Annotated in this window: 23 protein-coding genes and 2 pseudogenes; 11 read left to right on the forward strand and 14 right to left on the reverse strand. The window is 71.5% G+C overall.

What is annotated here, in order from left to right; translation table 11 throughout:
• Positions 1 to 642 precede the first annotated feature (642 nt).
• Positions 643 to 1,677, forward strand: coding sequence for a tryptophan--tRNA ligase (gene trpS, locus FB157_RS46230; RefSeq protein ID WP_145887724.1), 1,035 nt, complete (start codon positions 643 to 645; stop codon positions 1,675 to 1,677).
• A 46-nt stretch (positions 1,678 to 1,723) separates the two neighbouring features.
• Here trpS and proC read toward each other — a convergent pair whose 3' ends face one another.
• The 6 genes from proC to FB157_RS46260 all read right to left on the reverse strand — a co-directional run bounded on the left by proC (position 1,724) and on the right by FB157_RS46260 (position 6,206).
• Entirely contained in the window at positions 1,724 to 2,536 is an 813-nt protein-coding gene (proC, locus tag FB157_RS46235; protein WP_145887726.1) for a pyrroline-5-carboxylate reductase, read from the reverse strand.
• 81 nt (positions 2,537 to 2,617) lie between these two features.
• Positions 2,618 to 3,409: an ABC transporter permease gene (locus FB157_RS46240; protein WP_145887728.1), complete on the reverse strand. Its 792-nt coding sequence runs from the start codon at positions 3,407 to 3,409 to the stop codon at positions 2,618 to 2,620.
• The gene (locus FB157_RS46245) at positions 3,406 to 4,218 is read right to left on the reverse strand and encodes an ABC transporter ATP-binding protein (protein ID WP_145887732.1); all 813 of its coding nucleotides are present in this window, start codon (positions 4,216 to 4,218) and stop codon (positions 3,406 to 3,408) included. The genes FB157_RS46240 and FB157_RS46245 overlap by 4 nt, the downstream gene beginning before the upstream one ends.
• Before the next feature lie 127 nt (positions 4,219 to 4,345).
• Positions 4,346 to 5,143 (reverse strand): class I SAM-dependent methyltransferase, encoded by a 798-nt coding sequence (locus tag FB157_RS46250; RefSeq protein WP_145887734.1) that lies wholly within the window; start codon positions 5,141 to 5,143, stop codon positions 4,346 to 4,348.
• Positions 5,144 to 5,327: 184 nt separating this feature from the next.
• Complete coding sequence (locus tag FB157_RS46255) at positions 5,328 to 5,849, reverse strand: EamA/RhaT family transporter (protein ID WP_145887736.1); 522 nt, start codon at positions 5,847 to 5,849, stop codon at positions 5,328 to 5,330.
• A 42-nt stretch (positions 5,850 to 5,891) separates the two neighbouring features.
• Positions 5,892 to 6,206, reverse strand: a complete 315-nt coding sequence (locus FB157_RS46260) for an SH3 domain-containing protein (protein WP_145887738.1) — start codon at positions 6,204 to 6,206, stop codon at positions 5,892 to 5,894.
• Between the two features lie 181 nt (positions 6,207 to 6,387).
• On the opposite strand from FB157_RS46260, the gene FB157_RS46265 reads away from it, so the two are divergent.
• Positions 6,388 to 8,505, forward strand: coding sequence for a serine/threonine-protein kinase (locus FB157_RS46265; protein WP_145887740.1), 2,118 nt, complete (start codon positions 6,388 to 6,390; stop codon positions 8,503 to 8,505).
• A gap of 51 nt (positions 8,506 to 8,556) precedes the next feature.
• Here the strand turns inward: FB157_RS46265 and ilvD are convergent, their stop codons facing one another.
• From ilvD to FB157_RS46285, 4 genes are all read right to left on the reverse strand, one after another.
• Positions 8,557 to 10,410, reverse strand: coding sequence for a dihydroxy-acid dehydratase (gene ilvD, locus FB157_RS46270; protein ID WP_145887742.1), 1,854 nt, complete (start codon positions 10,408 to 10,410; stop codon positions 8,557 to 8,559).
• A 161-nt stretch (positions 10,411 to 10,571) separates the two neighbouring features.
• Positions 10,572 to 11,177: a TetR/AcrR family transcriptional regulator gene (locus FB157_RS46275; RefSeq protein ID WP_145887744.1), complete on the reverse strand. Its 606-nt coding sequence runs from the start codon at positions 11,175 to 11,177 to the stop codon at positions 10,572 to 10,574.
• Complete coding sequence (locus FB157_RS46280; RefSeq protein WP_261387057.1) at positions 11,174 to 11,986, reverse strand: sugar phosphate isomerase/epimerase; 813 nt, start codon at positions 11,984 to 11,986, stop codon at positions 11,174 to 11,176. Before FB157_RS46280 ends, FB157_RS46275 begins: the two co-directional genes overlap by 4 nt.
• 151 nt (positions 11,987 to 12,137) lie before the next feature.
• Positions 12,138 to 13,070, reverse strand: coding sequence for a Ppx/GppA phosphatase family protein (locus tag FB157_RS46285; protein ID WP_145887746.1), 933 nt, complete (start codon positions 13,068 to 13,070; stop codon positions 12,138 to 12,140).
• A 71-nt stretch (positions 13,071 to 13,141) separates the two neighbouring features.
• Here FB157_RS46285 and FB157_RS46290 point away from each other — a divergent pair, with 71 nt between their 5' ends.
• Positions 13,142 to 14,023 (forward strand): hypothetical protein, encoded by an 882-nt coding sequence (locus FB157_RS46290; RefSeq protein ID WP_186582003.1) that lies wholly within the window; start codon positions 13,142 to 13,144, stop codon positions 14,021 to 14,023.
• A gap of 13 nt (positions 14,024 to 14,036) precedes the next feature.
• On the opposite strand, the gene FB157_RS46295 is transcribed toward FB157_RS46290, so the two are convergent.
• A complete protein-coding gene (locus FB157_RS46295; RefSeq protein ID WP_398948078.1) occupies positions 14,037 to 15,710 on the reverse strand; it encodes a BACON domain-containing protein in 1,674 nt (557 codons plus the stop codon).
• A gap of 200 nt (positions 15,711 to 15,910) precedes the next feature.
• Here FB157_RS46295 and radA point away from each other — a divergent pair, with 200 nt between their 5' ends.
• Together radA and disA are read left to right on the forward strand one after the other, a co-directional pair.
• Positions 15,911 to 17,320: a DNA repair protein RadA gene (gene radA, locus FB157_RS46300; RefSeq protein WP_145887752.1), complete on the forward strand. Its 1,410-nt coding sequence runs from the start codon at positions 15,911 to 15,913 to the stop codon at positions 17,318 to 17,320.
• Positions 17,321 to 17,401: 81 nt separating this feature from the next.
• Positions 17,402 to 18,526 carry a DNA integrity scanning diadenylate cyclase DisA gene (gene disA, locus FB157_RS46305; protein ID WP_145887754.1) on the forward strand — a complete coding sequence of 375 codons (1,125 nt, stop codon included), beginning with the start codon at positions 17,402 to 17,404 and terminating at the stop codon, positions 18,524 to 18,526.
• A 105-nt stretch (positions 18,527 to 18,631) separates the two neighbouring features.
• Here disA and FB157_RS46310 read toward each other — a convergent pair whose 3' ends face one another.
• Positions 18,632 to 19,444, reverse strand: a complete 813-nt coding sequence (locus FB157_RS46310; RefSeq protein ID WP_186582004.1) for a hypothetical protein — start codon at positions 19,442 to 19,444, stop codon at positions 18,632 to 18,634.
• 191 nt (positions 19,445 to 19,635) lie between these two features.
• Between FB157_RS46310 and FB157_RS46315 the strand changes: the two genes are divergently transcribed.
• From FB157_RS46315 to cseC, 5 genes are all read left to right on the forward strand, one after another.
• On the forward strand, positions 19,636 to 20,511 hold the full coding sequence (locus FB157_RS46315) for an A/G-specific adenine glycosylase (protein ID WP_145887756.1): 876 nt from the start codon (positions 19,636 to 19,638) through the stop codon (positions 20,509 to 20,511).
• Between the two features lie 272 nt (positions 20,512 to 20,783).
• Entirely contained in the window at positions 20,784 to 21,323 is a 540-nt protein-coding gene (locus FB157_RS46320) for a SigE family RNA polymerase sigma factor (protein WP_067006350.1), read from the forward strand.
• Positions 21,311 to 21,970 (forward strand): hypothetical protein, encoded by a 660-nt coding sequence (locus FB157_RS46325; protein ID WP_261387058.1) that lies wholly within the window; start codon positions 21,311 to 21,313, stop codon positions 21,968 to 21,970. The genes FB157_RS46320 and FB157_RS46325 overlap by 13 nt, the downstream gene beginning before the upstream one ends.
• A gap of 42 nt (positions 21,971 to 22,012) precedes the next feature.
• Positions 22,013 to 22,714, forward strand: a complete 702-nt coding sequence (gene cseB / locus FB157_RS46330) for a two-component system response regulator CseB (RefSeq protein WP_145887758.1) — start codon at positions 22,013 to 22,015, stop codon at positions 22,712 to 22,714.
• Positions 22,715 to 22,725: 11 nt separating this feature from the next.
• The gene (gene cseC, locus FB157_RS46335; RefSeq protein WP_145887759.1) at positions 22,726 to 24,087 is read left to right on the forward strand and encodes a two-component system sensor histidine kinase CseC; all 1,362 of its coding nucleotides are present in this window, start codon (positions 22,726 to 22,728) and stop codon (positions 24,085 to 24,087) included.
• 25 nt (positions 24,088 to 24,112) lie between these two features.
• On the opposite strand, the pseudogene FB157_RS49310 reads toward cseC, so the two are convergent.
• Both FB157_RS49310 and FB157_RS46345 read right to left on the reverse strand, forming a co-directional pair.
• Positions 24,113 to 24,319: pseudogene (locus FB157_RS49310) on the reverse strand (class I SAM-dependent methyltransferase); the annotation flags it as partial.
• 23 nt (positions 24,320 to 24,342) lie between these two features.
• Positions 24,343 to 24,777 carry a VOC family protein gene (locus FB157_RS46345; RefSeq protein ID WP_145887761.1) on the reverse strand — a complete coding sequence of 145 codons (435 nt, stop codon included), beginning with the start codon at positions 24,775 to 24,777 and terminating at the stop codon, positions 24,343 to 24,345.
• A gap of 112 nt (positions 24,778 to 24,889) precedes the next feature.
• Here FB157_RS46345 and FB157_RS49815 point away from each other — a divergent pair.
• A pseudogene (locus FB157_RS49815) lies at positions 24,890 to 25,250 on the forward strand (helix-turn-helix domain-containing protein); the annotation flags it as partial.

Consider the following 25,250-nt stretch of genomic DNA (forward strand, 5'->3'; position numbering starts at 1 on the left):
TCGCTTCCTTTGTACTCACCCTCTCGGGCTTTCCTCCGGGCTTCCCTTCGGTGTTTCCGACTCTATCAGATCTTTTCTCGATCCGATTTCCTCGGCGCTTTCCAGGTTCTCGCTCTCGCGTTTCCCTTTCCGGCGGTTCCGACTCTATCAGATCCTTTCGGTGTCTGACCCCCAGTCAGCGGGGTTTGTCTTCGCGGCTGTTGGGCCGTTCCGACGAGTGAGACTTTAGCGGATTCCCGGCTCCCGAGCTAATCGGGGGCTGCGTCCTTTCGAACGCGGATTCCTCATTTCGCAAATATGCACGCCGGAACGCACGACGACGGGTCGCCGATTGCTGGCTGCTACTTGCGGAATGGCTGTCCGGGGACCGACCGGAGTCGGCGCTCACGTCGGACAACCCGGAGAACATTACGTACCCCGGTCTGGGTGTGTCAACTCGCTGCGGGCGGGGCCCCCGCGGGCGTACGGTGGGTGCCGTGATGACGCGTACGTGTACCCAGCTCTGGTGGGCCGCCTGACCGGCGGCCGCACTCACGTATGCATTCAACGGCCGCCGCCTCGGCGGCCGTTCTCGTATCTCCCTTCAGGACTCCGGGGGCCGGCCGGCCGGGACGGCGGTCTCGACCTGGAGGTGGAGTAGAGATGACGCGGGTCTTCAGCGGGGTCAAGCCGACCGGACATCTGACGCTGGGGAACTACCTGGGGGCCATGCGGCAGTGGGCCGCGGTGGACCAGCACCGGGCGGACTCCCTGTTCTGCATCGTCGATCTGCACGCGCTGACCGTGGACCACGATCCGGCGCGGGTGCGCAGGCTCAGTCGTCAGGCGGCGACGCTGTTGCTGGCGTCCGGGCTCGACCCCGAGCTGTGCACCGTGTTCCTGCAGAGCCATGTGGACGAGCACACCCGACTGTCGTACGTGCTGGAGTGCGTGGCGACGGACGGCGAGATGCGGCGGATGATCCAGTACAAGGAGAAGTCCGCGCGGGAGCGCGAGCGCGGTGGGAGTGTGCGGCTGTCGCTGCTGACGTATCCGGTGCTGATGGCCGCGGACATCCTGGCCTACGGGGCGGACGAGGTGCCGGTCGGTGACGACCAGACGCAGCACGTCGAGCTGACGCGGGATCTGGCGGTGCGGTTCAACCAGCGGTACGGACACACGTTCGTGGTACCGCGGGCAACTCCGCCGAAGGTGGCCGCGCGGGTGATGAACCTGCAGGACCCGACGTCGAAGATGGGGAAGTCGGACGACTCGGGGCCGGGGATCGTCTATCTGCTGGACGAGCCGGACGTGGTGCGCAAGAAGGTGATGCGGGCCGTGACCGACAGCGGGCGGGACGTCGAGTACGACCGGGAGGCCAGGCCGGGGGTGTCGAATCTGCTGGAGATTCTCGCAGCGTGCACGGGCGGGAACCCTGAGTCACTGGCGGCCGTTTACGACTCGTACGGTGCGTTGAAGAAGGACACCGCTGAGGCCGTGGTGGAGGTTCTCAGGCCGGTGCAGGCCAGGCACAGGGAGCTGTGCGCGGATCCTGGCTATCTGGAGGGGGTGCTGCGGGATGGTGCGGAGAAGGCTCGGGCGATGGCCCGGCCGATCGTCGATACCGCCTACCGGGCCATCGGGTTGCTGCCGCCCGTGGCGGAGCCTTCGCTGAGCCCGCTGAGCGCCGCTCGTTAGCCGTGGGGCGGCGGGGTGGCCCGCCGCCTTCGCGGTGTCGTGCGTGTCAGTCCTTCTTGCCGGAGGCGAGTTCGCGGCTGCGGTCGCGGGCGGCCTCGAGTGCGGCGATGAGCGCGGCGCGGACTCCGTGGTTCTCCAGTTCACGGATGGCGTTGATCGTCGTACCGGCCGGAGAGGTGACGTTCTCGCGGAGCTTGACGGGGTGCTCGCCGCTGTCGCGGAGCATCACGGCGGCGCCGATGGCGGACTGGACGATGAGGTCGTGGGCCTTGTCGCGGGGCAGGCCGAGCAGGATGCCGGCATCGGTCATGGCTTCGACCAGGTAGAAGAAGTACGCCGGGCCGGAGCCGGACAGGGCGGTGCAGGCGTCCTGCTGGGACTCGGGGACGCGGAGGGTCTTGCCGACGGCGCCGAAGATCTGCTCGGCGTGGGCGACGTGTTCGGCGGTGGCGTGGTGGCCGGCGGAGATGACGGACATGGCCTCGTCGACGAGGGCGGGGGTGTTCGTCATGACCCGGACGACCGGGGTGCCGGCGGCGAGGCGCTCCTCGAAGAAGGAGGTGGGGATGCCGGCGGCTCCGCTGATGACCAGGCGGTCGGCGGGGATGTGCGGGGCCAGTTCGTCCAGGAGGGCACCCATGTCCTGCGGCTTGACCGTGAGGATCAGGGTGTCGGCTGTCTTGGCGGCCTCGGGGTTGGTGACCGGGGTGACTCCGTAGCGGCTGCGGAGTTCTTCGGCGCGTTCGGGGCGGCGGGCCGTGACCAGGAGGTCGGCGGGGGCCCAGCCGGCCCTGATCATCCCGCTGAGCAGGGCTTCGCCGATCTTGCCGGTGCCGAGGACTGCGACTTTCTGGCTCATGCGGTTCAGTCTGGCACCGGGGTCGGGTGTGCGGGCCGGTTGTCCGGCAGGCGGAATGCCGGTCGGCGGGTGGGTCCGCGGCTATGCCGTGCGCCGTCGCAGCGTCGCTGCCCCGAGTGTCAGGACCAGCACCGCGCAGCCCGCCACGATCGAGACGTCCCGTACGAATGTCGCCGTCATGTCCGTGTGGTGGAGGACCTCGTTCATGCCGTCGACGGCGTAGGACATCGGGAGGACGTCGGAGATGGCCTCCAGCACGGGGTGCATGTTGGAGCGGGCGGTGAAGAGGCCGCAGAGGAGGAGCTGAGGGAAGATCACCGCGGGCATGAACTGGACCGCCTGGAATTCCGAGGCCGCGAAGGCCGAGACGAAGAGGCCGAGGGCCGTGCCGAGCAGGGCGTCGAGCAGGGCGACCAGCAGGAGCAGCCAGGCCGAGCCGGTGACGTCCAGGCCGAGGAGCCAGACGGCGAGCCCGGTGGCGAGGGCCGACTGGACGATGGCGAGGCCGCCGAAGGCGAGGGCGTAGCCGGCGATGAGGTCGGCCTTGCCGAGGGGCATGGCGAGGAGGCGTTCGAGAGTGCCCGAGGTGCGTTCGCGCAGGGTGGCGATGGAGGTGACCAGGAACATCGTGATCAGCGGGAAGATGCCGAGCAGGGAGGCGCCGATGTTGTCGAAGGTGCGCGGGCTGGCGTCGAAGACGTAGCGCAGCAGGATCAGCATCAGGCAGGGGACGAGGATCAGCAGCGCGATGGTCCGCGGGTCGTGGCGGAGTTGACGCAGGACGCGGGCCGCGGTGGCCATGGTGCGGGCGGCGTTCAGGGCGCCGGTGGGTGCGGCAGGAGCGGCGGGCGCTGCCGGTGTGGTCGTGCTCATCGGGTCGTCTCCTTGGTGCGGTCCGCGGCGTCGGCGTCGTCTGCTCGGTCTGCTTCGTCGACGAGGCGGAGGAAGGCGGCCTCGACGGTGTCGGTGCCGGTACGGGTGCGCAGGGCGTCGGGGGTGTCGTCGACGAAAATCCGGCCTTCGCGCATGAGGAGCAGGCGGTGGCAGCGCTCGGCCTCGTCCATGACGTGGGAGGAGACGAGGAGCGTGGCGCCCCGGGCGGCGAGGTCGTGGAAGAGGTTCCAGAGGTCTCGGCGCAGGACCGGGTCGAGCCCGACCGTCGGTTCGTCGAGGACGAGGAGTTCGGGCGTGCCGAGGAGGGCGACGGCGAGGGAGACGCGGCTGCGCTGGCCGCCGGAGAGGTTGCCGGCGAGGGCGTCGGCGTGGCTGGTGAGGTCGACGTCGGCGAGGACGCGTGCGACGTCCTGGCGGCGGTCGGCGGGGGCGCGGCCGGGCTCGAGGATCGCGGCGAAGTAGTCGAGGTTCTGGCGGATGGTCAGGTCGTCGTAGACGGAGGGGGCCTGGGTGACATAGCCGATGCGGCTGCGCAGGGTGGGGTGGCCGGCGGGGTGGCCGAGGACGTCGAGGGTGCCGGTGACCTTGGCCTGCGTGCCGACGATGGAGCGCATCAGGGTGGACTTGCCGCATCCGGAGGGGCCGAGCAGACCGGTGATCTGGCCGCGCGGGACGGTGAAGTGGAGGTGGTGGAGGACGGTGCGGGGGCCGCGTACGACGGTGAGGTCGTCGGCGTGGACGGCGTCCGGTGCGATGGGGTGGGGTGGATCGGGCGCGTAATTCATCATGTGATGAATAATCTTCCCGGCGGCCGGTGCCGTCAAGGGGAGGAAGTAGGTGTGCCGCACACGAAAGCGGCGGCCCGGGAAGGAACCGGGCCGCCGCTGCCGCCGGGGAGGTTGACGAGGTGTCGGATCAGGGCTTGGTCGCGACGAGCACAAGCACGTCGTACGTCTCCTCGACGATGCCGTCCGGGAAGACCTTCAGCAGATGGCCGCGCTCTTCCTCCAGGAACGCGTTCCTGCGCTCCTCGGCGGTGACGAGGAAGGCCGAGTGGCTGCCGATGTTGGCGAGGTGGGTGTCGATCGGGACACGGCGGCTCCAGCGGACCTCGCGGCGGGTGAACCGGAGGCGGCCACTGGGGTCGGCGAGCTCGGTGCGGTCTCCGGCCTGGCGTTTCTCGGCGGCGATGTCCACCCCGAAGAACCGGCCGGTGCGGTCGGCGGCCTCGGCGATCCACTCGATGTCGAGGGCGTCGGTGTTCCACCACAGCGCCAGCGCGCCCCCCGGCCGCAGTACGCGCAGCGCCTCCGGCACCGAGTGCGCGGTGTCGGTCCAGTGCCAGGCCTGGGCGTAGGTGAGGAAGTCGGCGTGGGCGTCGGCGACCGGGAGGGCGTTGCCGTTGCCCCGCACGATCGGGATGTGCGGCAGGACGCGGCGGAACTCGGCGGCCATGCCCTCACCGGGTTCGACCGCGAGGACGTCGGCGCCTCGGGCCTCCAGCAGGGCGGTCGCGATCCCGGTCCCGGCACCGACGTCCACGACCCGGGCACCGGACAGCGGCCGGCCGGCCAGTTCCTCGACGGTGTCGAAGAGGGCAGGCGGGTAGGAGGGGCGGTTCGCGGCGTACTGGGCGGCGGCGGCGTTGAAGGAGTGGGCGCGCAGGGCGGGGGACGGGGCGGCCGGTTCCGGGGTGGCTGAGGTCGTGGTCATGCCGCCATCGTGCGCGAGGCGGGGTGGGAGGCAACAGCGGGTTTGTGGGCGGGAGCAGCGCGTTTCGGCCAGGAACACCGCTGTGTGTCGGCTCACCGCCCTGTGCGGACACACCGCTTTCCGGCTCACAGGATTACGGCTTACCAGCTTTACGTCTTTACGTCTCACCTGCGCCCGTTGCGGCTTACCGGCGCCGCTTCTTCTTCGACGGATTGCCCGTGCGCCGGGAGGACAGGCGCTCGTATTCCTCACGGGCCTTCTCGTACTCCTCGCGGTGCAGCTTCTCGCCCGGGGCCTCGGTGAGGGAGCGGAAGAAGTAGGCGAGCAGGGAGCCGACGAAGCCGATGGCGAGCAGCCCGCGCAGCTGGGCCTGGCGCTGGGGATCGTGGCGCCGGCCGAACCCTTCCCAGGTGTTGCGGAAGGCGAGCGCGCTGCAGATCGCGAACATGGCGACGACCAGCACGGTCACGAAGGCCCCGGTGTCGGCGATCCGGATGCCCTCGTAGGCGAAGTTCAGGATCAGACAGGAGAGGGCGGCCGCGGCGACGGAGCCGACGGCCACGCCGGCTCGGCGGGCGGCGTACCCGTTGTCGTGGTTCACCCAGGAGGTGCCGAAGAAGCGGAGGGGCTCGGGGCGGGGGCCGCCCTGGGCCGTGCCGCCCGGGGAGCCCGCCGAGGTGTCCGGAGTGCCGTTCTCGTCGCTCACAGGACGATTATGGCTCCGGGCGCAGGCGGGCTCTGAGCAGGGTCAGCCGCAGCGAGCGGCGACGTAGCCGTCGCTTCCGGTCTGGACGAAGGAGTCCGAGACGTACTCACCGTTGCCGATGTTGTCCCAGATGTTCGAGGTGCCGTAGGGGCCGGAGATGGCGGTGCCCGGCGACTGGCAGTAGATGTGGACCTTGGCGCCCTCGGGCAGGACGCGGACGAGGTTGTAGCTGGTGCCGGGCCCGCTGCGGACGTTCAGGCGTACGCCCGGGGCGACCGAGTAGTAGCGCAGGGACTCCGTCGCGACCGCGGCCGCGGCCGGGCTGTTGTCCTCTTCTTCGACGCGCTCGACAGACATCGAGTGCCTCCCCCCATTTTCCCCATGACTGTCATGGGGTCACGTTGATTCCCTTGAAGCGAATTGCGAAACACCCGTGCGCAACTCGCATGCAGACGCTAGCAAGCCGCCTCTGTCTCGTACGAGTCATCGACTAGGCTCCGTGCGTCGCGCGCGCGGACGAACAGCACGGGGGTGGTCCATGACGCCACAGCGCAACACCGGAGCGGGCGCGGAAGCGGAACTTCCCGAATACGCCGGTCAGTATCACCTGGAGTCGTGTCTGGGCTCCGGTGGCATGGGCGTGGTGCATCTGGCCCGGAGCACCTCGGGGCTGAAGCTCGCGGTGAAGGTCGTGCACGCCGAGTTCGCCCGGGATCGTGAGTTCAGGGGGCGTTTCCGCCAGGAGGTGGCCGCCGCTCGGAGGGTGAGCGGTGCCTTCACGGCGCCTGTCGTGGACGCCGACCCGGAGGCCGAACGGCCCTGGATGGCCACGCTGTTCATTCCCGGTCCGACCCTCTCCGAACATGTGAAGCGGAACGGTCCGATGCCCGCGGCACAGCTGCGCCGGCTCATGGCCGGGCTCGCCGAGGCGTTGCGCGACATCCACCGGGTGGGGGTCGTGCACCGGGATCTGAAACCCAGCAACGTGCTGCTCGCCGAGGACGGCCCGAAGGTCATCGACTTCGGCATCTCCCGGCCCAAGGACAGTGAACTGCGGACCGAGACCGGGAAGTTGATCGGTACACCGCCGTTCATGGCGCCCGAGCAGTTCCGGCGGCCGCGGGAGGTGGGACCGGCGGCGGACATCTTCGCCCTCGGGTCGGTGCTGGTGCACGCGGCGACCGGGAGGGGACCGTTCGACTCCGACAGCCCGTACGTGGTCGCCTACCAGGTGGTGCACGACGACCCCGATCTGACCGGGGTGCCGGAGAGCCTGGCGCCGCTGATCCTTCGCTGTCTCGCCAAGGAACCCGACGACCGGCCGACTCCCGACGAGCTGATGCGGGAGCTGCGGTCGGTGGCCGCCTCGTACGACACGCAGGCGTTCATACCGGCGCAGCGGACGAGTGAGGACGACCGGGAGCCGGAGGCCGGTGCCGGGCAGGCCGTGGGACAGCCCGCGGAGCGGTCCGCGAGACGCCGTCTCCCAGGGAGGCGGGTGGCGGTCCTGGGCGCCGCGGCGCTCGGCCTTGCCCTGCTCGGCTCCCTGGTCTCGGTACGGCTGTTCGAGAGCAGTCGGCACACACCGCGGCACGGGAGTCCCCGGACGGTGTCGACGGCCTCCGCCGGCTGGACCGCCGAACCGGTCGGGGCGGACAAGGGCATGCCGCATTGCTCCTACGGGGCCGGGAAGTTGTTCTGTGCCCAGCCCGGCGCGGTGTTCGCCGTGTCCCCCGCCGACGGCACCCGGTTGTGGCGGCACTCCGTCGCCACACAGACCACCAGCGAACCGCCGGTGGTCTCCGCCGGTCTCGTGCAGCCCTATACGAACGGCGGGTCACGTCTGGCGGCTCTCGCCCCCGCCTCGGGCAAACAGGTCTGGGAGCGGAGCCTTCCCCCGGACACGACGATCCGTTACGCGGGCGGCATGGCCCTGCTCACGCGCGCCGACGGGACGGTCACCGGGGTGGACGCGGCGACCGGTGAGGCCCAGTGGCAGCGCGGGTTCCCCGGTCAGGGCGCACCGGCTTTCGTCTCGTTCCCGGGGGACTCCTCGGTCTACGCGACCCGTACCTCCGGCGACGGCTCGAGCACGCAGGTGACCGCGGTGGATCCGCGCACGGGGCACGTACGGTGGGACGTCCGGCTCGCCGGGGCTCTGCGGCCGTTCGGCGCCCGGGACGGCTCGGTGTTCTTCCTGTCCGTCGACAGCGTCTACGGACAGACCAAGGAGGTCGTCCGCTACACGGCCGCCTCCAGGCGGACGAGCCGGGTGAGGTTGCCCGTCGCGCTCGACGACGCTCAGGCGACCGTACGAGGGCCCCTCGTCTACCTCCTGGCCGCCGGTGGTTCCCTGGTCGCCGCCGACCTGGACGCGCGAAAGCAGCTGTGGCGGCTGGAGACCTCCGTGACCCGGGGATCGGCACCGGTCACCGACGGCGCGCGGGTGTACTTCAGCGCGGGTGACGGGCGGCTCCTCGCTGTCGACGCGGCCGGGGGGAGGCTCGTCGGGCAGACCGAGGCCCGCCTCGGCAGCCACTCGGCCCGGGTCACGGGAGCGCCGCCCGCGCCGGTCGTCGTCGGCCGTCGCGTGTGCGCCACCGCCCCCGACGGCACCGTCTTCGCCCTCGACGCACGCGATCCCTCGGCCTGGTGACATGCGAAAGGGGCCGCACCCTTCCGGGAGGCGGCCCCTTTCCGTGAACGGTCAGCCGAGCTTGCTCACGTCCCGCACCGCGCCCTTGTCCGCGCTGGTGGCCATCGCGGCGTAGGCGCGCAGCGCGGCCGAGACCTTGCGCTCGCGGTTCGTGGGGGCGTAGACGCCGCCGAGGGCCTGCTCGCGTCGCGTCAGCTCCGCCTCGTCGACCAGCAGCTCGATCGTGCGGTTCGGGATGTCGATGCGGATGCGGTCGCCGTCCCGGACCAGGGCGATCGTGCCGCCGGAGGCCGCCTCGGGGGACGCGTGGCCGATGGAGAGGCCGGACGTGCCGCCGGAGAAGCGGCCGTCGGTGATCAGGGCGCAGCTCTTGCCCAGGCCACGGCCCTTCAGGTACGAGGTCGGGTAGAGCATCTCCTGCATGCCGGGGCCGCCCTTGGGGCCCTCGTAGCGGATGACGACGACGTCGCCCTCCTTGACCTCCTGGGTGAGGATGCGCTGGACGGCCTCCTCCTGGGACTCGCAGACCACGGCCGGGCCCTCGAAGGTCCAGATGGACTCGTCCACGCCGGCGGTCTTCACGACGCAGCCGTCGACCGCCAGGTTGCCCTTGAGGACCGCCAGGCCGCCGTCCCTGGAGTACGCGTGCTCGGCGGAGCGGATGCAGCCGTTCTCGGCGTCGTCGTCCAGGGCCTCCCAGCGCTCGGACTGCGAGAACGCCTCGGCGGAGCGGACGCAGCCGGGGGCCGCGTGCCACAGTTCCACGGCCTCGGGGGACGGGGAGCCGCCGCGGACGTCCCAGGTCTTCATCCAGTCGGCCAGGGAGGGGCTGTGGACCGCGTGGACGTCCTCGTTCAGCAGGCCCGCGCGGTGCAGCTCGCCGAGGAGGGCGGGGATGCCGCCGGCACGGTGCACGTCCTCCATGTAGTACGTGCGGTTCTTCGCGACGTTGGGCGCGACCTTGGCCAGGCAGGGGACGCGGCGGGAGACGGCGTCGATCTGCTCCAGGCCGAACGGGACGCCCGCCTCCTGGGCGGCGGCCAGCAGGTGCAGGATCGTGTTGGTGGAGCCGCCCATCGCGATGTCCAGGGCCATGGCGTTCTCGAAGGCGGCGAACGTGGCGATGTTGAGCGGGAGGACCGTGTCGTCGTCCTGCTCGTAGTAGCGGCGGGTGAGGTCCATGACTGTGCGGGCCGCGTCCTCGTAGAGCCGGCGGCGGGCCGTGTGGGTGGCGAGGACCGAGCCGTTGCCGGGGAGGGAGAGGCCGATGGCCTCGGTCAGGCAGTTCATCGAGTTGGCGGTGAACATGCCGGAACAGCTGCCGCAGGTCGGGCAGGCGTTCTCCTCGATCCGGAGGATGTCCTCGTCGGAGATCTTGTCGTTGACGGCGTCGGAGATCGCGTCGACCAGGTCGAGGGTGCGGACCGTGCCGTCGACCAGGGTGGCGCGGCCGGACTCCATCGGGCCGCCGGAGACGAAGACCGTCGGGATGTTCAGACGCAGGGCGGCCATCAGCATGCCCGGGGTGATCTTGTCGCAGTTGGAGATGCAGACCAGGGCGTCGGCGCAGTGGGCCTCGACCATGTACTCCACCGAGTCCGCGATCAGGTCGCGGGAGGGCAGGGAGTACAGCATGCCGCCGTGGCCCATGGCGATGCCGTCGTCGACCGCGATCGTGTTGAACTCGCGCGGGATGCCCCCGGCCTCCTTGATCGCCTCGCTGACGATCCGGCCGACCGGCTGCAGGTGGGTGTGGCCCGGGACGAACTCCGTGAAGGAGTTGGCGACGGCGATGATCGGCTTCCGGCCGATGTCCGCACCGGGTACACCGGAGGCGCGCATAAGGGCGCGGGCGCCCGCCATGTTGCGGCCGTGGGTGACTGTGCGGGACCTCAGCTCGGGCATCGTCGCTCGCTCCTTCAGAGACTGCGATCAGAGAGAATTCTGAAACTCCCTACGAGCGTACGCCGCCCCTCCAAGGGCTGGACAAGGCTGTCCGGAATGCGGGACGGCTGTTTCACGAACGCCGACGTCAGGACCGTGCCGGCTTCCGGACCTCGTCACCCTCAGGGCTGAGTCAGATGTCCCTGCACCACCGGCGCCACCCGCGCGATGATCTGCTCCAGGTCCGCCGAGGCCAGCGGCTCCAGCTTGATCACGTAGCGCATCATCGCCGTACCCACCAGCTGCGCGGCCGCGAGCTCGGCCCGCAGCTCCGCGTCCGGCAGGTCCACCTGGGCTGCGATGCGGCGCAGCAGCTGGGCGGCGACGAGGCGGCGGAAGACGGCGGCGGCGGTCTCGTTGTTCACGGCGGACCGGAGGATCGCGAGGAGGGGTGTACGGGTCGTGGGGTTCTCCCAGACGCCGAAGACGAAGCGGGTCAGCCGCTCCCCCACCCCTTCCAGTGGGCCGTCGGCCACCGCGTTCGGCGCGTTGAGCGCGGGGGCGAAGGCAACCTCGATGGCCGCCTCGAAGACCTGTTCCTTGGTGCCGAAGTAGTGGTGGACCAGCGCGGGGTCGACCCCGGCGGCCTTGGCGATACCGCGTACGGACGCCTTCTCGTACCCGCGTTCGGAGAACTCCTCGCGGGCCGCGCCGAGGATCCGGTCGCGGGTGTCGCCGGACTCGGCGCGCGGCGGCCGTCCCCTTCGGCGTGCGGTCGCCCCGGTCATCGCCGGGGCACCTTCACGGCGGCGGCCAGGTGCTTGCGGGTGAAGTCCAGGGCCTCGGCGAGGTCGGCCTCGCGCTCGGCGTTGGACATCGCCCGGCGGGTGTTGACCTCGATGACGACATGGCCGTCGTAGCCGGTGCGCGCGAGGCGCTCCAGCAGTTCGGCGCAGGGCTGGGTGCCACGGCCCGGGACCAGGTGCTCGTCCTTGGCCGAGCCCCGGCCGTCGGCGAGGTGGACGTGGCCGAGGCGCTCGCCCATGCGGTCGAGCATGGCCAGCGCGTCCGTGCGGGCCGTCGCCGCGTGGCTGAGGTCGATCGTGAAGTGCCGGTAGTCGTCCTTGGTGACGTCCCACTCGGGCGCGTAGGCCAGCATCTCGCGGTCGCGGTAGCGCCACGGGTACATGTTCTCGACGGCGAACCGTACGTCGGTCTCGTGCGCCATCCGCCAGATCCCGGAGACGAAGTCGCGGGCGTACTGCCGCTGCCAGCGGAAGGGCGGGTGCACGACGACGGTGGAGGCGCCGAGCTTCTCCGCGGCCGCCCGTGCCCGCTGGAGCTTGACCCAGGGGTCCGTGGACCAGACCCGCTGGGTGATCAGCAGGCAGGGGGCGTGCACGGCCAGGATCGGAATGCCGTGGTAGTCGGACAGGCGGCGCAGGGCCTCGATGTCCTGGCTGACCGGGTCGGTCCAGACCATGACCTCGACGCCGTCGTACCCGAGGCGCGCGGCGATCTCGAAGGCCGTCGCCGTCGACTCAGGGTAGACGGAGGCTGTCGACAGCGCGACGGACACGTCCCTTGGTTCGGCCACGTCCGTCACCTTACGGGGTCGAGTGGCGCGGGGGTGGGGTGCCTGTTCGCCGTTGTGACGTTCGCCATTCGGGCGGGGGCGGGAGCGCTGTGGCCGCCCGCGCCGACGCCGCTCAGCCGCTCATCGACACGGCCCGCACCCCTTCACGCAGTCAAGCCGAACCCATGTGGTCGAGGCGCCGCAGGATCACGCCCTCGCGCAGGGCCCACGGGCAGACCTCCAGGCTCTCCACCCCGAAGAGATCCATCGCGCCCTCGGCCACCAGTGCCCCCGCCAGCAGCTGGCCGGCTCGGCCCTCGGAGACTCCGGGGAGTTCGGCGCGCTGTTGCGCGGACATGCCGGCCAGGCGGGGGACCCAGGCCTCCAGCGACTCCCGCTTGAGGTCGCGCTGGATGTAGAGGCCCTCGGCGCTGCGGGCGGCTCCGGCGATGCGGGCCAGCTGCTTGAAGGTCTTGGAGGTGGCGACCACGTGGTCGGGGGGGCCGAAGCGGTGGAACTCGCCGACGGTCCGGGCGATCTGCGCGCGGACGTGGCGGCGCAGGGAGCGGACGTCCTCGGCGTCGGGCGGGTCGCCGGGCAGCCAGCCGGCGGTGAGGCGGCCGGCGCCGAGCGGGAGGGAGACGGCGGCGTCCGGCTCCTCGTCGATGCCGATGGCGATCTCCAGCGAGCCGCCGCCGATGTCCAGGACCAGGAGCTTTCCGGCGGACCAGCCGTACCAGCGGCGGACGGCGAGGAAGGTGAGCCGGGCCTCCTCCGCGCCGGTGAGGACCTGGAGCCGTACGCCGGTCTCGGCCTCCACGCGCGCGAGGACCTCGTCGGCGTTGGTGGCTTCCCGCACCGCGGAGGTCGCGAACGGCAGCAGGTCCTCCACACCCTTGTCCTCGGCGGCCTGGAGTGCGTCCCGTACGACCGCGATCAGCTTCTCGACACCGTCATCACCTATGGCACCGCTGTCGTCGAGCAGCTGGGCGAGCCGAAGTTCGGCCTTGTGCGAATGCGCGGGCAACGGGCGCGCGCCGGGGTGAGCGTCCACCACCAGCAGATGCACCGTGTTCGAACCCACGTCCAGGACACCGAGTCTCATGTACGGAACGCTACTGCCAGAACCGCTCTCCTCGGTCCCCGAAGCGGCCCCGGGCCACTTACCCTGGACAGGTGCCAAAGACGAAAAAGGCTAACTCCGACAAGAGCACCAAGGGTGCCAAGTCGGGCAAGGCGCCCAAATCCTCCAAGGGATCGAAGGATCCTTCGCAGGTGAAGGCGTCGGCGTCCGGGAAAAGCCCGAAGGTGAGCGACGAGAAGGGTCTCGACTTCGCGCGAGCCTGGGTGGAGTTCCCGGATCCGGCGGACGACGAGCAGATCTTCCGCTGCGATCTGACCTGGCTGACCTCGCGCTGGAACTGCATCTTCGGCAGCGGCTGCCAGGGCATCCAGGCGGGCCGAGCGGACGACGGATGCTGCTCGCTGGGGGCCCACTTCTCCGACGAGGACGACGAGAAGCGTGTCGCCGAGCACGTGGCGAGGCTCACCCCGGAGATCTGGCAGCACCACGACGAGGGTGTGCGGGGCGGCTGGATCTCCGAGGACGAGGACGGATCGCGCCAGACCCGGCCCTTCCAGGGCTCGTGCATCTTCCAGAACCGCCCCGGGTTCGCCGGCGGCGCGGGCTGCTCGCTGCACATCCTGGCCCTGAAGGAGGGCCGGGAACCGCTGGAGACCAAGCCGGACGTGTGCTGGCAGCTGCCGATCCGGCGCACCTACGACTGGATCGACCGCCCCGACGACACCCGCGTCCTGCAGGTCTCCATCGGCGAGTACGACCGCCGGGGCTGGGGCCCGGGCGGCCATGACCTGCACTGGTGGTGCACGTCGGCGACCTCGGCACACGGCGCGGGCGAGCCCGTGTACGTGTCCTACCGCGCCGAACTGACCGAGCTGATGGGCAAGGCCGGCTACGACCGCCTGGTCGAGCTGTGCGAACAGCGGCTGGCCTCGCAGCTGCCCCTGGTGGCACCCCACCCGGCGGATCCGGCGTAGGACTGCCGCCGCTCTAGCTGTCCGACGGGCTCGGAGTTCCGTCGTCGCTCGGGGACGGTGACGGGCTCGGCGGGTCGGACGGGGTGGGGGCCGTGGTGCTGGGGCTCGGGTCGGGCGGGGTCGGGGACTGGCTGGACGGCGGGTCCGTCGGGGATGAGGACGACGGGCTCGGGTCCGGGGTGCCGGGGCTCGGGGGCGGGGTCGCCGGGCGGGTCGGGGCGGTGCCGTAGCCGTCGATGGTGACCACCGCGCCGGCCGGTGAGACCGCCACCTGTGCGTGCCAGTGGCCGGAGGGCTCGCGCAGATGGTCGACGTACACCTTGATCGTCAGCGTCTCGCCGGGGGCGAGGGTTCCCGTGGACTGGCTGAGGTAGAGCCAGGCCGCCGAGGTGGCGGCGGACCAGCGGACCGGGTCGGAACCCGAGGCGGTGAGGGTGATCAGCGTGGTGTCGCCGTCGTTGGCGGCGCTGACCGCGAGCCGGCCCGCACCCTTCTTGTCTCCTCCCGAGACGCTGATGACCTCCACGGAGACGTCCGACTTGCCGCCCTTGCCGGAGCCGCCGGGCTTCACGCTGGCGTTTCCGGCGTTCTCGTAGCCGCCGGCGGTGTCGCTGCCGAGCGCGTCGGGCCCCTGCGCCTCGTGCGCGGTGGCCGAGCGGCCGTCCTCGGCGTCCGGGCTGCCCCGGTGGGCGGCCCACAGGGCGAGCACGGGGGCCGCGACGACGGTGGCGACGACGGTCGTGGTGACGGCACGCGCGCGCAGGCGGTCACGACGGGCCGCGCGGTCCTTGGGGTCCATCGGGAAACCGCGCCGGTCGAAGCGGGGCACGGCCGCGCGCCTCGCGCGTGGCTGGTGCGCGAGGACGACGTGCAGGGCCGCGCGGGGCGCCTCGAGGACGGGCAGCTCGGCCGGGGTGACCGTGGCGCCGGGCCAGTGGCCGGGCACCGCGCGCTCGGCGGTACGGCGGCAGCGCGGGCAGTCGTCGACGTGCCGGACCAGCTCGCGGCGCAGGGCCGTGCTGAGGACCAGCTGACTGTCCCCGGTCAGATGGGCCACGCTCGGACACCCGCCGGTCTCGACCACGGCGAGCGCGGCGCGGGTGCGCTCGACCTCGCAGGCGGCGGAGGCGAGCAGCTCGCGCGCGGCGGCGGTCTCCATGCCGAGGACGGCGGCGACCTCGGGGGCGGCGAGGTGGTGGCGGACGGCCAGTTCCAGGGCCTCGCGCTGCTCGGGGGTGGTGCCTGCCGCCTCCGGCCACGCGAGCAGGGCCAGTTCGCGGCGCCGCTGCTCCTGGACCTCCGGGGCGACGGGCGGATCGGGTACCTGTTTCGTGGCCGCGGGCCGCCCCGCCGCGTGGGTGGCCTGACGTTTCTGCTTGGCCTCGGCGAGCCCCCGCAGGCACGCCCAGCGGGCCAGCGCGTACAGCCAGGCCCTTCGGTCGGCGGGGGCCTCCGGGACACGCTGCCCGCGCCGCTCGGCCAGTACCAGGACGTCCCCGAGCGCGGCGGTGGCCGCGTCGTGGTCGCACAGCACCGACAGGCAGTAGGTGAACAGACCGTCCAGGTACGGCTCGTAGCGCGCCGGCGGCCGCTGGGCGAGGGTGCGCGCGGCGGCTCGGTCGCGCGCCTCTCGGTGCGCTCGATGCGCGCCGGTGGTGCGGGTCGTGGTCTGAGGACTGCTGCTCATCACCTGTGCGACCGTAGGCGGCCGTGGAGTGCACCTTCTTGCACCTTGAGCACTTTTAATCCGTACGGGTGAAACGATCCCTCATAAGGGGACAGGAACCCTTTATTCCGTGGCTCGAACCCGACGAGCATTGGCCAATACCGATCCACCCACATGCGCCCCGAGCGGGCGCTGTCAGTACCGCGGGCTACGGTTTCCGCATGGCTGCCCGTACCAAGACCACCAAGGACCGACCGTCCTACCGCTGCACCGAGTGCGGCTGGCAGACGGCCAAGTGGCTCGGCCGCTGCCCCGAGTGCCAGGCCTGGGGCACGGTCGAGGAGTACGGCGCGCCCGCGGTCCGTACGACTGCTCCGGGCCGGGTCACCAGCTCCGCGGTGCCCATCGGCCAGGTCGACGGCCGCCAGGCCACCGCCCGCTCGTCCGGCGTCCCGGAGCTGGACCGGGTGCTCGGCGGCGGTCTCGTGCCCGGCGCGGTCGTGCTGCTCGCGGGCGAGCCGGGCGTCGGCAAGTCCACCCTGCTGCTGGACGTGGCCGCCAAGTCGGCGAGCGACGAGCACCGCACCCTCTATGTGACCGGTGAGGAGTCCGCGAGCCAGGTCCGGATGCGCGCAGACCGCATCGGCGCCCTCGACGACCACCTGTATCTCGCCGCCGAGACCGACCTGGCCGCCGTCCTCGGCCACTTGGACGCGGTGAAGCCGTCCCTGCTGATCCTCGACTCGGTGCAGACGGTCGCCTCCCCGGAGATCGACGGCGCACCCGGCGGCATGGCCCAGGTCCGCGAGGTGGCCGGCGCCCTGATCCGCGCCTCCAAGGAGCGCGGCATGTCCACGCTGCTGGTGGGGCACGTCACCAAGGACGGCGCGATCGCCGGCCCCCGGCTGCTGGAGCACCTGGTCGACGTCGTCCTGCACTTCGAGGGCGACCGGCACGCGCGCCTGCGCCTGGTGCGGGGCGTGAAGAACCGCTACGGCGCCACCGACGAGGTCGGCTGCTTCGAACTGCACGACGAGGGCATCACGGGCCTCGCGGACCCCAGCGGGCTCTTCCTGACCCGTCGTGACGAACCGGTCCCCGGCACCTGCCTGACGGTCACCCTGGAGGGCCGGCGCCCGCTGGTGGCGGAGGTGCAGGCGCTGACCGTGGACTCCCAGATCCCCTCCCCGCGCCGGACCACCTCGGGTCTGGAGACCTCCCGGGTGTCGATGATGCTCGCGGTGCTGGAGCAGCGGGGCCGGATCAGCGCACTCGGCAAGCGGGACATCTACTCGGCGACGGTGGGCGGCGTGAAGCTGTCGGAGCCGGCCGCCGACCTCGCGATCGCCCTGGCGCTCGCCTCGGCCGCCAGCGACACCCCGCTGCCCAAGAACCTCGTCGCGATCGGCGAGGTCGGCCTGGCAGGCGAGGTGAGACGGGTCACGGGCGTGCAGCGCAGGCTCGCCGAGGCGCACCGGCTGGGCTTCACGCACGCGCTCGTCCCGGGCGATCCGGGCAAGGTCCCGCCCGGGATGAAGGTCCTGGAAGTCGCCGACATGGGGGACGCGCTCCGGGTCCTGCCGCGCTCCCGTCCCCGAGAGGCCCCACGGGAGGCGGAGGACCGCCGGTAGACTTTGCCCAGGTCTCGCCCGTCCGTACGAACCGAGTGCGCGAAACGGGAGCACCTCAGAACCTGCGACCGGAGGAGTGCAGTGGCAGCCAACGACCGGGCGGCAGCTCCCGGAAAGTCCGGTGGGAGTTCCGGTGCCGAGGGCCTGATGCGCGCCGCACTGAGCGCGGTGGCTCCGGGCACGGCCCTGCGTGACGGCCTCGAGCGGGTTCTCCGCGGCAACACCGGCGGGCTCATCGTGCTCGGCTCCGACAAGACCGTCGAGCCGATGTGCACGGGCGGGTTCGTCCTGGACGTCGAGTTCACGGCCACGCGCCTGCGGGAGCTGTGCAAGCTCGACGGCGGCATCGTGGTCTCCTCCGACCTTTCGAAGATCCTGCGGGCCGGCGTACAGCTGGTGCCGGACCCGACGATCCCGACGGAGGAGACGGGCACCCGGCACCGCACGGCGGACCGGGTCTCGAAGCAGGTCGGCTTCCCTGTGGTCTCCGTCTCCCAGTCCATGCGGCTGATCGCGCTGTACGTCGACGGGCAGCGGCGCGTGCTGGAGGACTCGGCGGCGATCCTGTCCCGCGCGAACCAGGCGCTGGCCACCCTGGAGCGGTACAAGCTCCGGCTGGACGAGGTCGCGGGCACGCTGTCGGCGCTGGAGATCGAGGACCTGGTGACGGTCCGGGACGTGTCGGCGGTCGCCCAGCGTCTTGAGATGGTCCGGCGCATTGCCACCGAAATCGCCGAATACGTGGTCGAACTGGGCACCGACGGCCGGCTTCTGGCGCTTCAGCTGGAGGAGTTGATCGCCGGAGTGGAGCCCGACCGCGAGCTGGTCGTCCGGGACTACGTCCCCGAGCCCACGGCGAAGCGCTCCCGCACGGTCGACGAGGCGCTGTCCGAGCTGGACGCGCTCTCCCATGCGGAACTGCTGGAGATGGGCACGGTGGCGCGTGCGCTGGGCTACACCGGTTCCCCCGAGACCCTCGACTCGGCGGTGTCCCCGCGGGGCTTCCGCCTGCTGGCGAAGGTGCCGAGGTTGCCGGGGGCGATCATCGACCGCCTGGTGGAACACTTCGGCGGCCTGCAGAAGCTGCTTGCCGCGAGCGTGGACGACCTTCAGGCGGTGGACGGTGTCGGCGAGGCCCGGGCCCGCAGCGTGCGCGAAGGCCTGTCCCGCCTGGCCGAGTCGTCGATCCTGGAGCGGTACGTCTGATTCGGGTACTACCGGGTCCGTCGCAGCTGCGGGTGCGTGGGGGTCGGTCGCGCAGTTCCCCGCGCCCCTGACGAGTCAGCCGCAGACAACCGCAGCCGGCGAAGGCTAGTCAGCCGACAGTACGAACGACGCCTGGGACTTGGTGAACCCCGGAGCCTTGGCCTCCAGCAGGTAGGTCCCGGGCTTGGCGGAGCCCGCCGGAGGCGTCGCGCACCGGGGGGCGCTCGGCTTGCGGTCCCACTGCACGGTGTAGGTGATGCTCTGCCCCGCGGGCACCCGGAACACCAGGCTCGCCGCACCCTTCGGGCAGTCGCCCGAGGACCAGTAGGGGTCACTGCTGTCGGCAGTGGTGATCGTCAACACCGCGCTCTTCGGCCCGAGATCGACCTTGCAGTCACTGGACGACGCGTTCTTCGCGACGAGTTCGAACGACGGCACCTGGTCCGGTGAGTACGAGTTGTGCCGGCTGCGCAGGCTCAACGTGACCGCCCCGGCCGTGCACTTGGGCAGCGAGGAGGACGCCGGGAGCGCGTCGCCCGTACCGACATCGCCTCCACCGGAGCCCGAACCCGAGCCACCGCCCGAGCCACTGCCCGAGCCGCCGCCGGACCCCGCCGAGCCGGAGTCGCCCTTGCCGTCCGACCCGGTCCCGCCGGCGTCCGCGCCGCCGCTCGACTCGTCTCGCCCACCCGGGTGTTGGCTGATCGCGGACTCGGACGAGGAGGGCCCCGGCGTGATCGTGGACACGGGGTTCTTGCCGTTGGACGCGTCGGTGTTCTTCTTGCCGCCCCCGCCACCGGCCGTGACGATCCAGGTGACCAGCAGCGCCAACACGGCGACCACCGACACCATGACGACCCTCCGTCGCCAGTAGATGGAGGAGGGAAGCGGCCCGACCGGATTGCGCAGAGATCCCACGGCGCAAACTTTACGAGAGATCGGCGCGCATGCTTGCGCCACCCGCCGCCTCGACTCCAACTTTTCCGGATCATCATCCCGGCAACTGCCGCAGGAGAAAGGGTCCTTCACGCACCGCGACCAGAAGCGACGCTCCGCAACCGCGCTGTCGCCGACGCGGCCCGCCCGACCCGTGGCAGGATCGGAAGGCCATGACTGAGAAGCTCCACGCCCCCGTGATCGCCTGGTTCGACACCCACGCCCGCGACCTCCCCTGGCGCCGCCCGGAGGCGGGCCCCTGGGGCGTGATGGTCAGCGAGTTCATGCTGCAGCAGACCCCGGTCAGCCGGGTCCTGCCCGTCTACGAGCAGTGGCTCGCCCGCTGGCCGCGCCCCGCCGACCTCGCCGAGGAGGCTCCCGGAGAGGCGGTGCGCGCCTGGGGCCGGCTCGGCTACCCGCGCCGCGCCCTGCGGCTGCACGGCGCCGCGGTCGCCATAACGGAGCGGCACGGCGGGGACGTGCCGACGGACCACACCCAGCTGCTGGCACTGCCCGGCATCGGCGAGTACACGGCCGCCGCGGTGGCCTCCTTCGCGTACGGGCAGCGCCACCCGGTGCTGGACACGAACGTGCGCCGGGTCTTCGCCCGGGCGGTGACCGGGGTTCAGTACCCGCCGAACGCCACCACGGCCGCCGAGCGCAGGCTGGCCCGCGAGCTGCTGCCGCAGGACGAGAGGACCGCCGCCCGCTGGGCCGCCGCGTCCATGGAGCTGGGTGCGCTGGTGTGCACGGCGAAGAACGAGGGCTGCCACCGCTGCCCGATCGCCGCGCAGTGCGCCTGGCGGCTGGCGGGCAAGCCGGAGCACGAGGGTCCGCCGCGCCGCGGGCAGACGTACGCCGGCACGGACCGGCAGGTGCGCGGCAAGCTGCTCGCCGTCCTGCGCGAGGCGCACGCGCCGGTGCCGCAGGCGGCGCTGGACCGGGTGTGGCACGAGCCGGTGCAGCGCGCCCGCGCGCTCGACGGGCTCGTCACGGACGGTCTGGTGGAGCCGCTGCCCGGCAGTCTGTACCGGCTGCCGCTGACCTGACGCACAGCCAAGTCACGGCGTACGGACCTGTGTTACAGCCCCTCCCACCCCGCAAATCGCCTCGTAGGTGCGCTTAAGGGACAGCAGTCCTACCCCGAACCTACTTCCGTTACACAACCGACGGACAGCCGATTGCTAGCCGCAGGCTGGTCCGCACAGCCCCGTGACAAGAGCTCCGTAGCTTTCTTCTCGTGCCCGGCAGACCACGGGCCAGCGGGACAGAGGGACTTCCGGCGGGGAGCCGGAGACACGGGGAACGGAGGCGGTTGATCATGGCGCAGGGTGAGGTGCTCGAGTTCGAGGAGTACGTCCGCACGCGACAGGACGCGCTGCTGCGCAGCGCCCGCCGGCTGGTACCGGACCCGGTCGACGCCCAGGACCTGCTGCAGACCGCGCTGGTGCGGACGTACGGCCGCTGGGAGGGCATCGCCGACAAGCGGCTCGCGGACGCCTATCTGCGCCGGGTGATGATCAACACCCGCACCGAGTGGTGGCGGGCGCGCAAGCTGGAGGAGGTCCCGACCGAGCAGCTGCCGGACGCCTCCGTGGACGACTCCACCGAGCAGCACGCCGACCGGGCCCTGCTGATGGACATCATGAAGGTTCTCGCTCCGAAGCAGCGCAGCGTCGTGGTGCTGCGACACTGGGAGCAGATGTCCACTGAGGAGACGGCCGCGGCCCTCGGCATGTCGGCCGGTACGGTCAAGAGCACGCTGCACCGGGCGCTCGCCCGGCTCCGCGAGGAGCTGGAGGCCCGCGATCTGGACGCACGCGCGCTGGAGCGTGAGGAGCGGGAGCGTTGCGCGGCCTGACCGGGGCCGGGCCCAGCGAGGCCCGAGGCAGTACACAGGCGGTGATCGCGGCTGCGGCCGCGCTCGCCGCCCTCGCCCTTTTCGTCGCGGCGTGCGGCACCGGGGGCACGGGCGCACGGGACGAGGGCCCGGCGCACGCCTCCGCGGTGGCCGGCGCGGTCGCCTCCCCGCAGCCCAGTCCCTCCGAGACGTACCGGCGCGTGGACGCCGTGGCCCTGCTCAAGGAGGACCCCGCGGTCTCGTCGGCCGTCAAGCGTGACCTGAAGCCGTGCAACGGCGACGACTACCCGGTCGACGTCTCCTACGGCGCGCTGACCGGCGGCTCGGTGGACGATGTCGTCGTCAACGTGCTCACCTGCGACGACTGGATCGGCCTCGGCTCGTATGTGTACCGGGACGAGGGCGGCACGTTCAGGAACGTCTTCCAGAACGAGGAGTCCCCGGTCGTCGCGGACATCGAACAGGGCGTCCTGACGGTGACCAAGCAGGTGTACAAGAAGGGCGACCCGATCTCCAGCCCGTCCAGTGAGGATGTGATCCCCTACACCTGGCGGAACGGGCGGTTCGTCCAGGGGCGGGCCGTCCACAACGACTACGGCACCGGCTCCACCGAGACCGAGGCCCCCTCGCCCGTTCCGGGCACCTGACCGACAGCACCGACCACATCACCCAGAACTGAGAGCACCGGGATGGCAGACCAGACCCACGTCCTGTTCGTCGAGGACGACGACGTCATCCGCGAGGCCACCCAGCTCGCCCTGGAGCGGGACGGCTTCGCGGTGACCGCCATGCCCGACGGGCTGTCCGGCCTGGAGGCGTTCCGGGCGAACCGCCCCGACATCGCGCTGCTGGACGTGATGGTCCCGGGCCTGGACGGCGTCAGTCTGTGCCGTCGTATCCGGGACGAGTCGACCGTGCCGGTGATCATGCTCTCCGCACGGGCCGACTCCATCGACGTCGTCCTCGGTCTGGAGGCGGGCGCCGACGACTACGTGACGAAGCCGTTCGACGGTGCCGTCCTGGTCGCCCGGATCCGGGCGGTGCTGCGCCGCTTCGGCCACGCCGGTGCCGCGCACGCCGAGGAGAGTCCGGCGCACGTGAACGGCGGCCCGCTGACCTTCGGTGACGTGGAGATCGACACCGAGGGCATGGAGGTGCGCCGGGCCGGGCAGCCGGTGGCGCTCACCCCGACCGAGATGCGGCTGCTGCTGGAGTTCTCCACCGCTCCCGGCACCGTGCTCTCCCGCGACAAGCTGCTGGAGCGGGTGTGGGACTACGGCTGGGGCGGGGACACCCGGGTCGTCGACGTCCATGTGCAGCGGCTGCGGCAGAAGATCGGCCAGGACCGGATCGAGACGGTCCGCGGCTTCGGCTACAAGTTGAAGGCCTGAGCGGGGCGGGCATGCGGGGGATCATCAGGCGTCCGGTGGGGTGGGCGGAGCGCGCGGGTCTGCGGACCGGGCTCAGATGGAAGCTCAGCGCGGCGATCGCCCTGGTCGCCGGGCTGGTGGCCATAGCGCTCAGCCTGGTCGTGCACAACGCCGCCCGGGTCTCGATGCTGGACAACGCGCGCGACCTGGCCAACGAGCGCGTCCAGGTCGCCCAGGGAAACTACGAGCGGTCCGGGCGGGTCATTTTCCCCAACATCAAGATCGACGACCCCGAACTGCCGCACGTGCTGCGCGAGAAGGTCGAGGAGGGCCGCCGGGCCAGCTACGTCAGCGACCACCGCGGCGGCGTGCCGGACATCTGGGCGGCCGTACCGGCCAAGGACGGGCACGTGCTGTCCCTGCACAGCCGTTTCCCGGACCGCTCCACCGACGTGATGAAGGACCTCGACCAGGCCCTGGTCATCGGGTCCATCGCCGTCGTGCTCGGCGGCAGCGCGCTCGGCGTGCTGATCGGCGGGCAGCTGTCGCGGCGGCTGCGCAAGGCGGCGGCCGCGGCGGGCCAGGTCGCCAACGGTGAGACCGACGTGCGGGTGCGGGAGGCCATCGGCGGGGTCGTGCGGGACGAGACCGACGATCTCGCGCGCGCGGTGGACGCGATGGCGGACGCGCTGCGGCAGCGTCTGGAGGCCGAGCGGCGGGTGACCGCCGACATCGCGCACGAGCTGCGCACGCCGGTGACCGGCCTGCTCACCGCCGCCGAGCTCCTGCCGCCCGGCCGCCCCACCGAACTGGTCCTGGACCGCGCGAAGGCGATGCGCACCCTCGTCGAGGACGTCCTGGAGGTGGCCCGCCTCGACAGTGCCTCCGAGCGGGCGGAGCTGCAGGACATCGTGCTGGGCGAGTTCGTGGCCCGGCGCGTGGCGGCCAAGGACCCGGCCATCGCCGTACGGGTGGTGCACGAGTCGGAGGTCACCACCGACCCGCGCCGCCTGGAGCGGGTGTTGTTCAACCTGCTCGCCAACGCAGCCCGGCACGGCAAGCCGCCGATCGAGGTGACCGTCGAGGGCCGGGTCATCCGGGTCCGCGACCACGGCCCCGGCTTCCCGGAGGCGCTGCTCGCCGAGGGCCCGAGCCGCTTCCGCACCGGCAGCGCGGACCGCGCGGGCCAGGGTCACGGCCTGGGCCTGACCATCGCGGCCGGCCAGGCCCGGGTGCTGGGCGCCCGTCTGACCTTCCGCAACGTGCGCCCCGTCGGCACCCCCGAGCACCTTCCGGCCGAGGGCGCGGTGGCCGTCCTCTGGCTCCCGGAACACGCGCCCACGAACACGGGCAGCTACCCGGTGCTGCCGCGGTCCGGGGGCACCGGCGGCTGAGCACGGACCCGGGTTCCCCCGCGACGGCCCGGGCCGCGATGGAGGCGCGGGTGCGCCGCGTGGCCCGGACGTCCATGTCGGGACGGCCGCGCCAGTCCTCGTCCGGGGCTGCCAGCCGCAGTCCGATCTCGTCGTCGATCACATGCGGTGGCGGATCGGCCTGGACGTGCAGGGCCCGCCACAGGGCGACCCGCACGGCCGTGTGGTCCGCCGCGACCGTCTGCTCGTGCATGCGGTTGCCTCCCCGTCCGCCGGTCAGCCGAAGTCCTTCGAGAAGTCGAGTTCCTCGCTGCGCTCGGTCAGCGAGTGCCAGTTGCCGTTGTCGTCCCGGAAGATCGCCTCGATGCCGTACGCCCGTTCCTTCGGCTCCTGGACGAACTCCACTCCCCGCGCCCTGAACCGCTCGTAGTCCCCGCGGCAGTCGTCCGTGCGGAACGCCCCGGCCCCCAGCACCCCCTTGGCCACCAGCTTCTTCAACGCCTCGGCGGACTCGGGGTCGAGGCCGGGGCCGTCCAGGCTCATCAGGGCCAGCTCCACACCGGGCTGGTCCTTGGCGCCGACGGTGACCCAGCGCATGTCGCCCACGGCGAGGTCGCTGCACACCTCGAAGTCCAGCTTCTCGGTGAAGAAGGCCTTCGTGCGCTGCTGGTCGAAGGTCCATACGGTGGTGATGCCCAGGCCCTTGATCATGGCTCCGCTCTCCTGCCGGCAGGCTGCTGTTCCTGCTCGTCACCGTAGGCAGGGGCGGGCTCGGCGCGCTTCTTCGAAGTTGCGGTGTTGAAGCCGCCGGCCCAGAGCATGGCGTAGGGCCAACCTCACCGTGACCGAGATCTGCACCCTGGTCGGCTTCAGCAGCCTCGGTACCTTCTCCGCCCGCTTCAAGGCCCGCACCGGGCTCACCCCGAGCGAGTACCGCACGAAGCACGTCGGCCGGCGGCGCCTCCCTCATACCCGGCTGCTCGCGCTATCACTTCCTGCGCGCCTTCAAGGACGCGTACGGCGAGACACCCGGGCGGTATCTGACCCACCGCCGGATCGAGCGGCTTGTCCATGGAGCGATGGTGGCATGGGGGACTGACATTGATGCTGATACTCAGGTTCCGGCGGTCGTGGCTCGGGGTCTGACTGACGCCCTGCTGGGCTGTCTTCGCGCTGTACTGTCC

Source organism: Streptomyces sp. BK340, from assembly GCF_007827595.1.
Classification (GTDB): Bacteria; Actinomycetota; Actinomycetes; order Streptomycetales; family Streptomycetaceae; genus Streptomyces.

Coding starts and splice junctions, on each gene's coding strand:
- FB157_RS46315 (WP_145887756.1), top strand. CDS start 19,636: ATGACTGAGAAGCTCCACGCCCCCGTGATCGCCTGGTTCGACACCCAC.
- FB157_RS46285 (WP_145887746.1), bottom strand. CDS start 13,070: ATGAGACTCGGTGTCCTGGACGTGGGTTCGAACACGGTGCATCTGCTG.
- radA (WP_145887752.1), top strand. CDS start 15,911: ATGGCTGCCCGTACCAAGACCACCAAGGACCGACCGTCCTACCGCTGC.
- ilvD (WP_145887742.1), bottom strand. CDS start 10,410: ATGCCCGAGCTGAGGTCCCGCACAGTCACCCACGGCCGCAACATGGCG.
- FB157_RS46260 (WP_145887738.1), bottom strand. CDS start 6,206: ATGTCTGTCGAGCGCGTCGAAGAAGAGGACAACAGCCCGGCCGCGGCC.
- FB157_RS46320 (WP_067006350.1), top strand. CDS start 20,784: ATGGCGCAGGGTGAGGTGCTCGAGTTCGAGGAGTACGTCCGCACGCGA.
- FB157_RS46295 (WP_398948078.1), bottom strand. CDS start 15,710: ATGAGCAGCAGTCCTCAGACCACGACCCGCACCACCGGCGCGCATCGA.
- FB157_RS46250 (WP_145887734.1), bottom strand. CDS start 5,143: ATGACCACGACCTCAGCCACCCCGGAACCGGCCGCCCCGTCCCCCGCC.
- FB157_RS46245 (WP_145887732.1), bottom strand. CDS start 4,218: ATGATGAATTACGCGCCCGATCCACCCCACCCCATCGCACCGGACGCC.
- FB157_RS46275 (WP_145887744.1), bottom strand. CDS start 11,177: ATGACCGGGGCGACCGCACGCCGAAGGGGACGGCCGCCGCGCGCCGAG.
- cseB (WP_145887758.1), top strand. CDS start 22,013: ATGGCAGACCAGACCCACGTCCTGTTCGTCGAGGACGACGACGTCATC.
- FB157_RS46345 (WP_145887761.1), bottom strand. CDS start 24,777: ATGATCAAGGGCCTGGGCATCACCACCGTATGGACCTTCGACCAGCAG.
- FB157_RS46240 (WP_145887728.1), bottom strand. CDS start 3,409: ATGAGCACGACCACACCGGCAGCGCCCGCCGCTCCTGCCGCACCCACC.
- proC (WP_145887726.1), bottom strand. CDS start 2,536: ATGAGCCAGAAAGTCGCAGTCCTCGGCACCGGCAAGATCGGCGAAGCC.
- cseC (WP_145887759.1), top strand. CDS start 22,726: ATGCGGGGGATCATCAGGCGTCCGGTGGGGTGGGCGGAGCGCGCGGGT.
- trpS (WP_145887724.1), top strand. CDS start 643: ATGACGCGGGTCTTCAGCGGGGTCAAGCCGACCGGACATCTGACGCTG.
- FB157_RS46265 (WP_145887740.1), top strand. CDS start 6,388: ATGACGCCACAGCGCAACACCGGAGCGGGCGCGGAAGCGGAACTTCCC.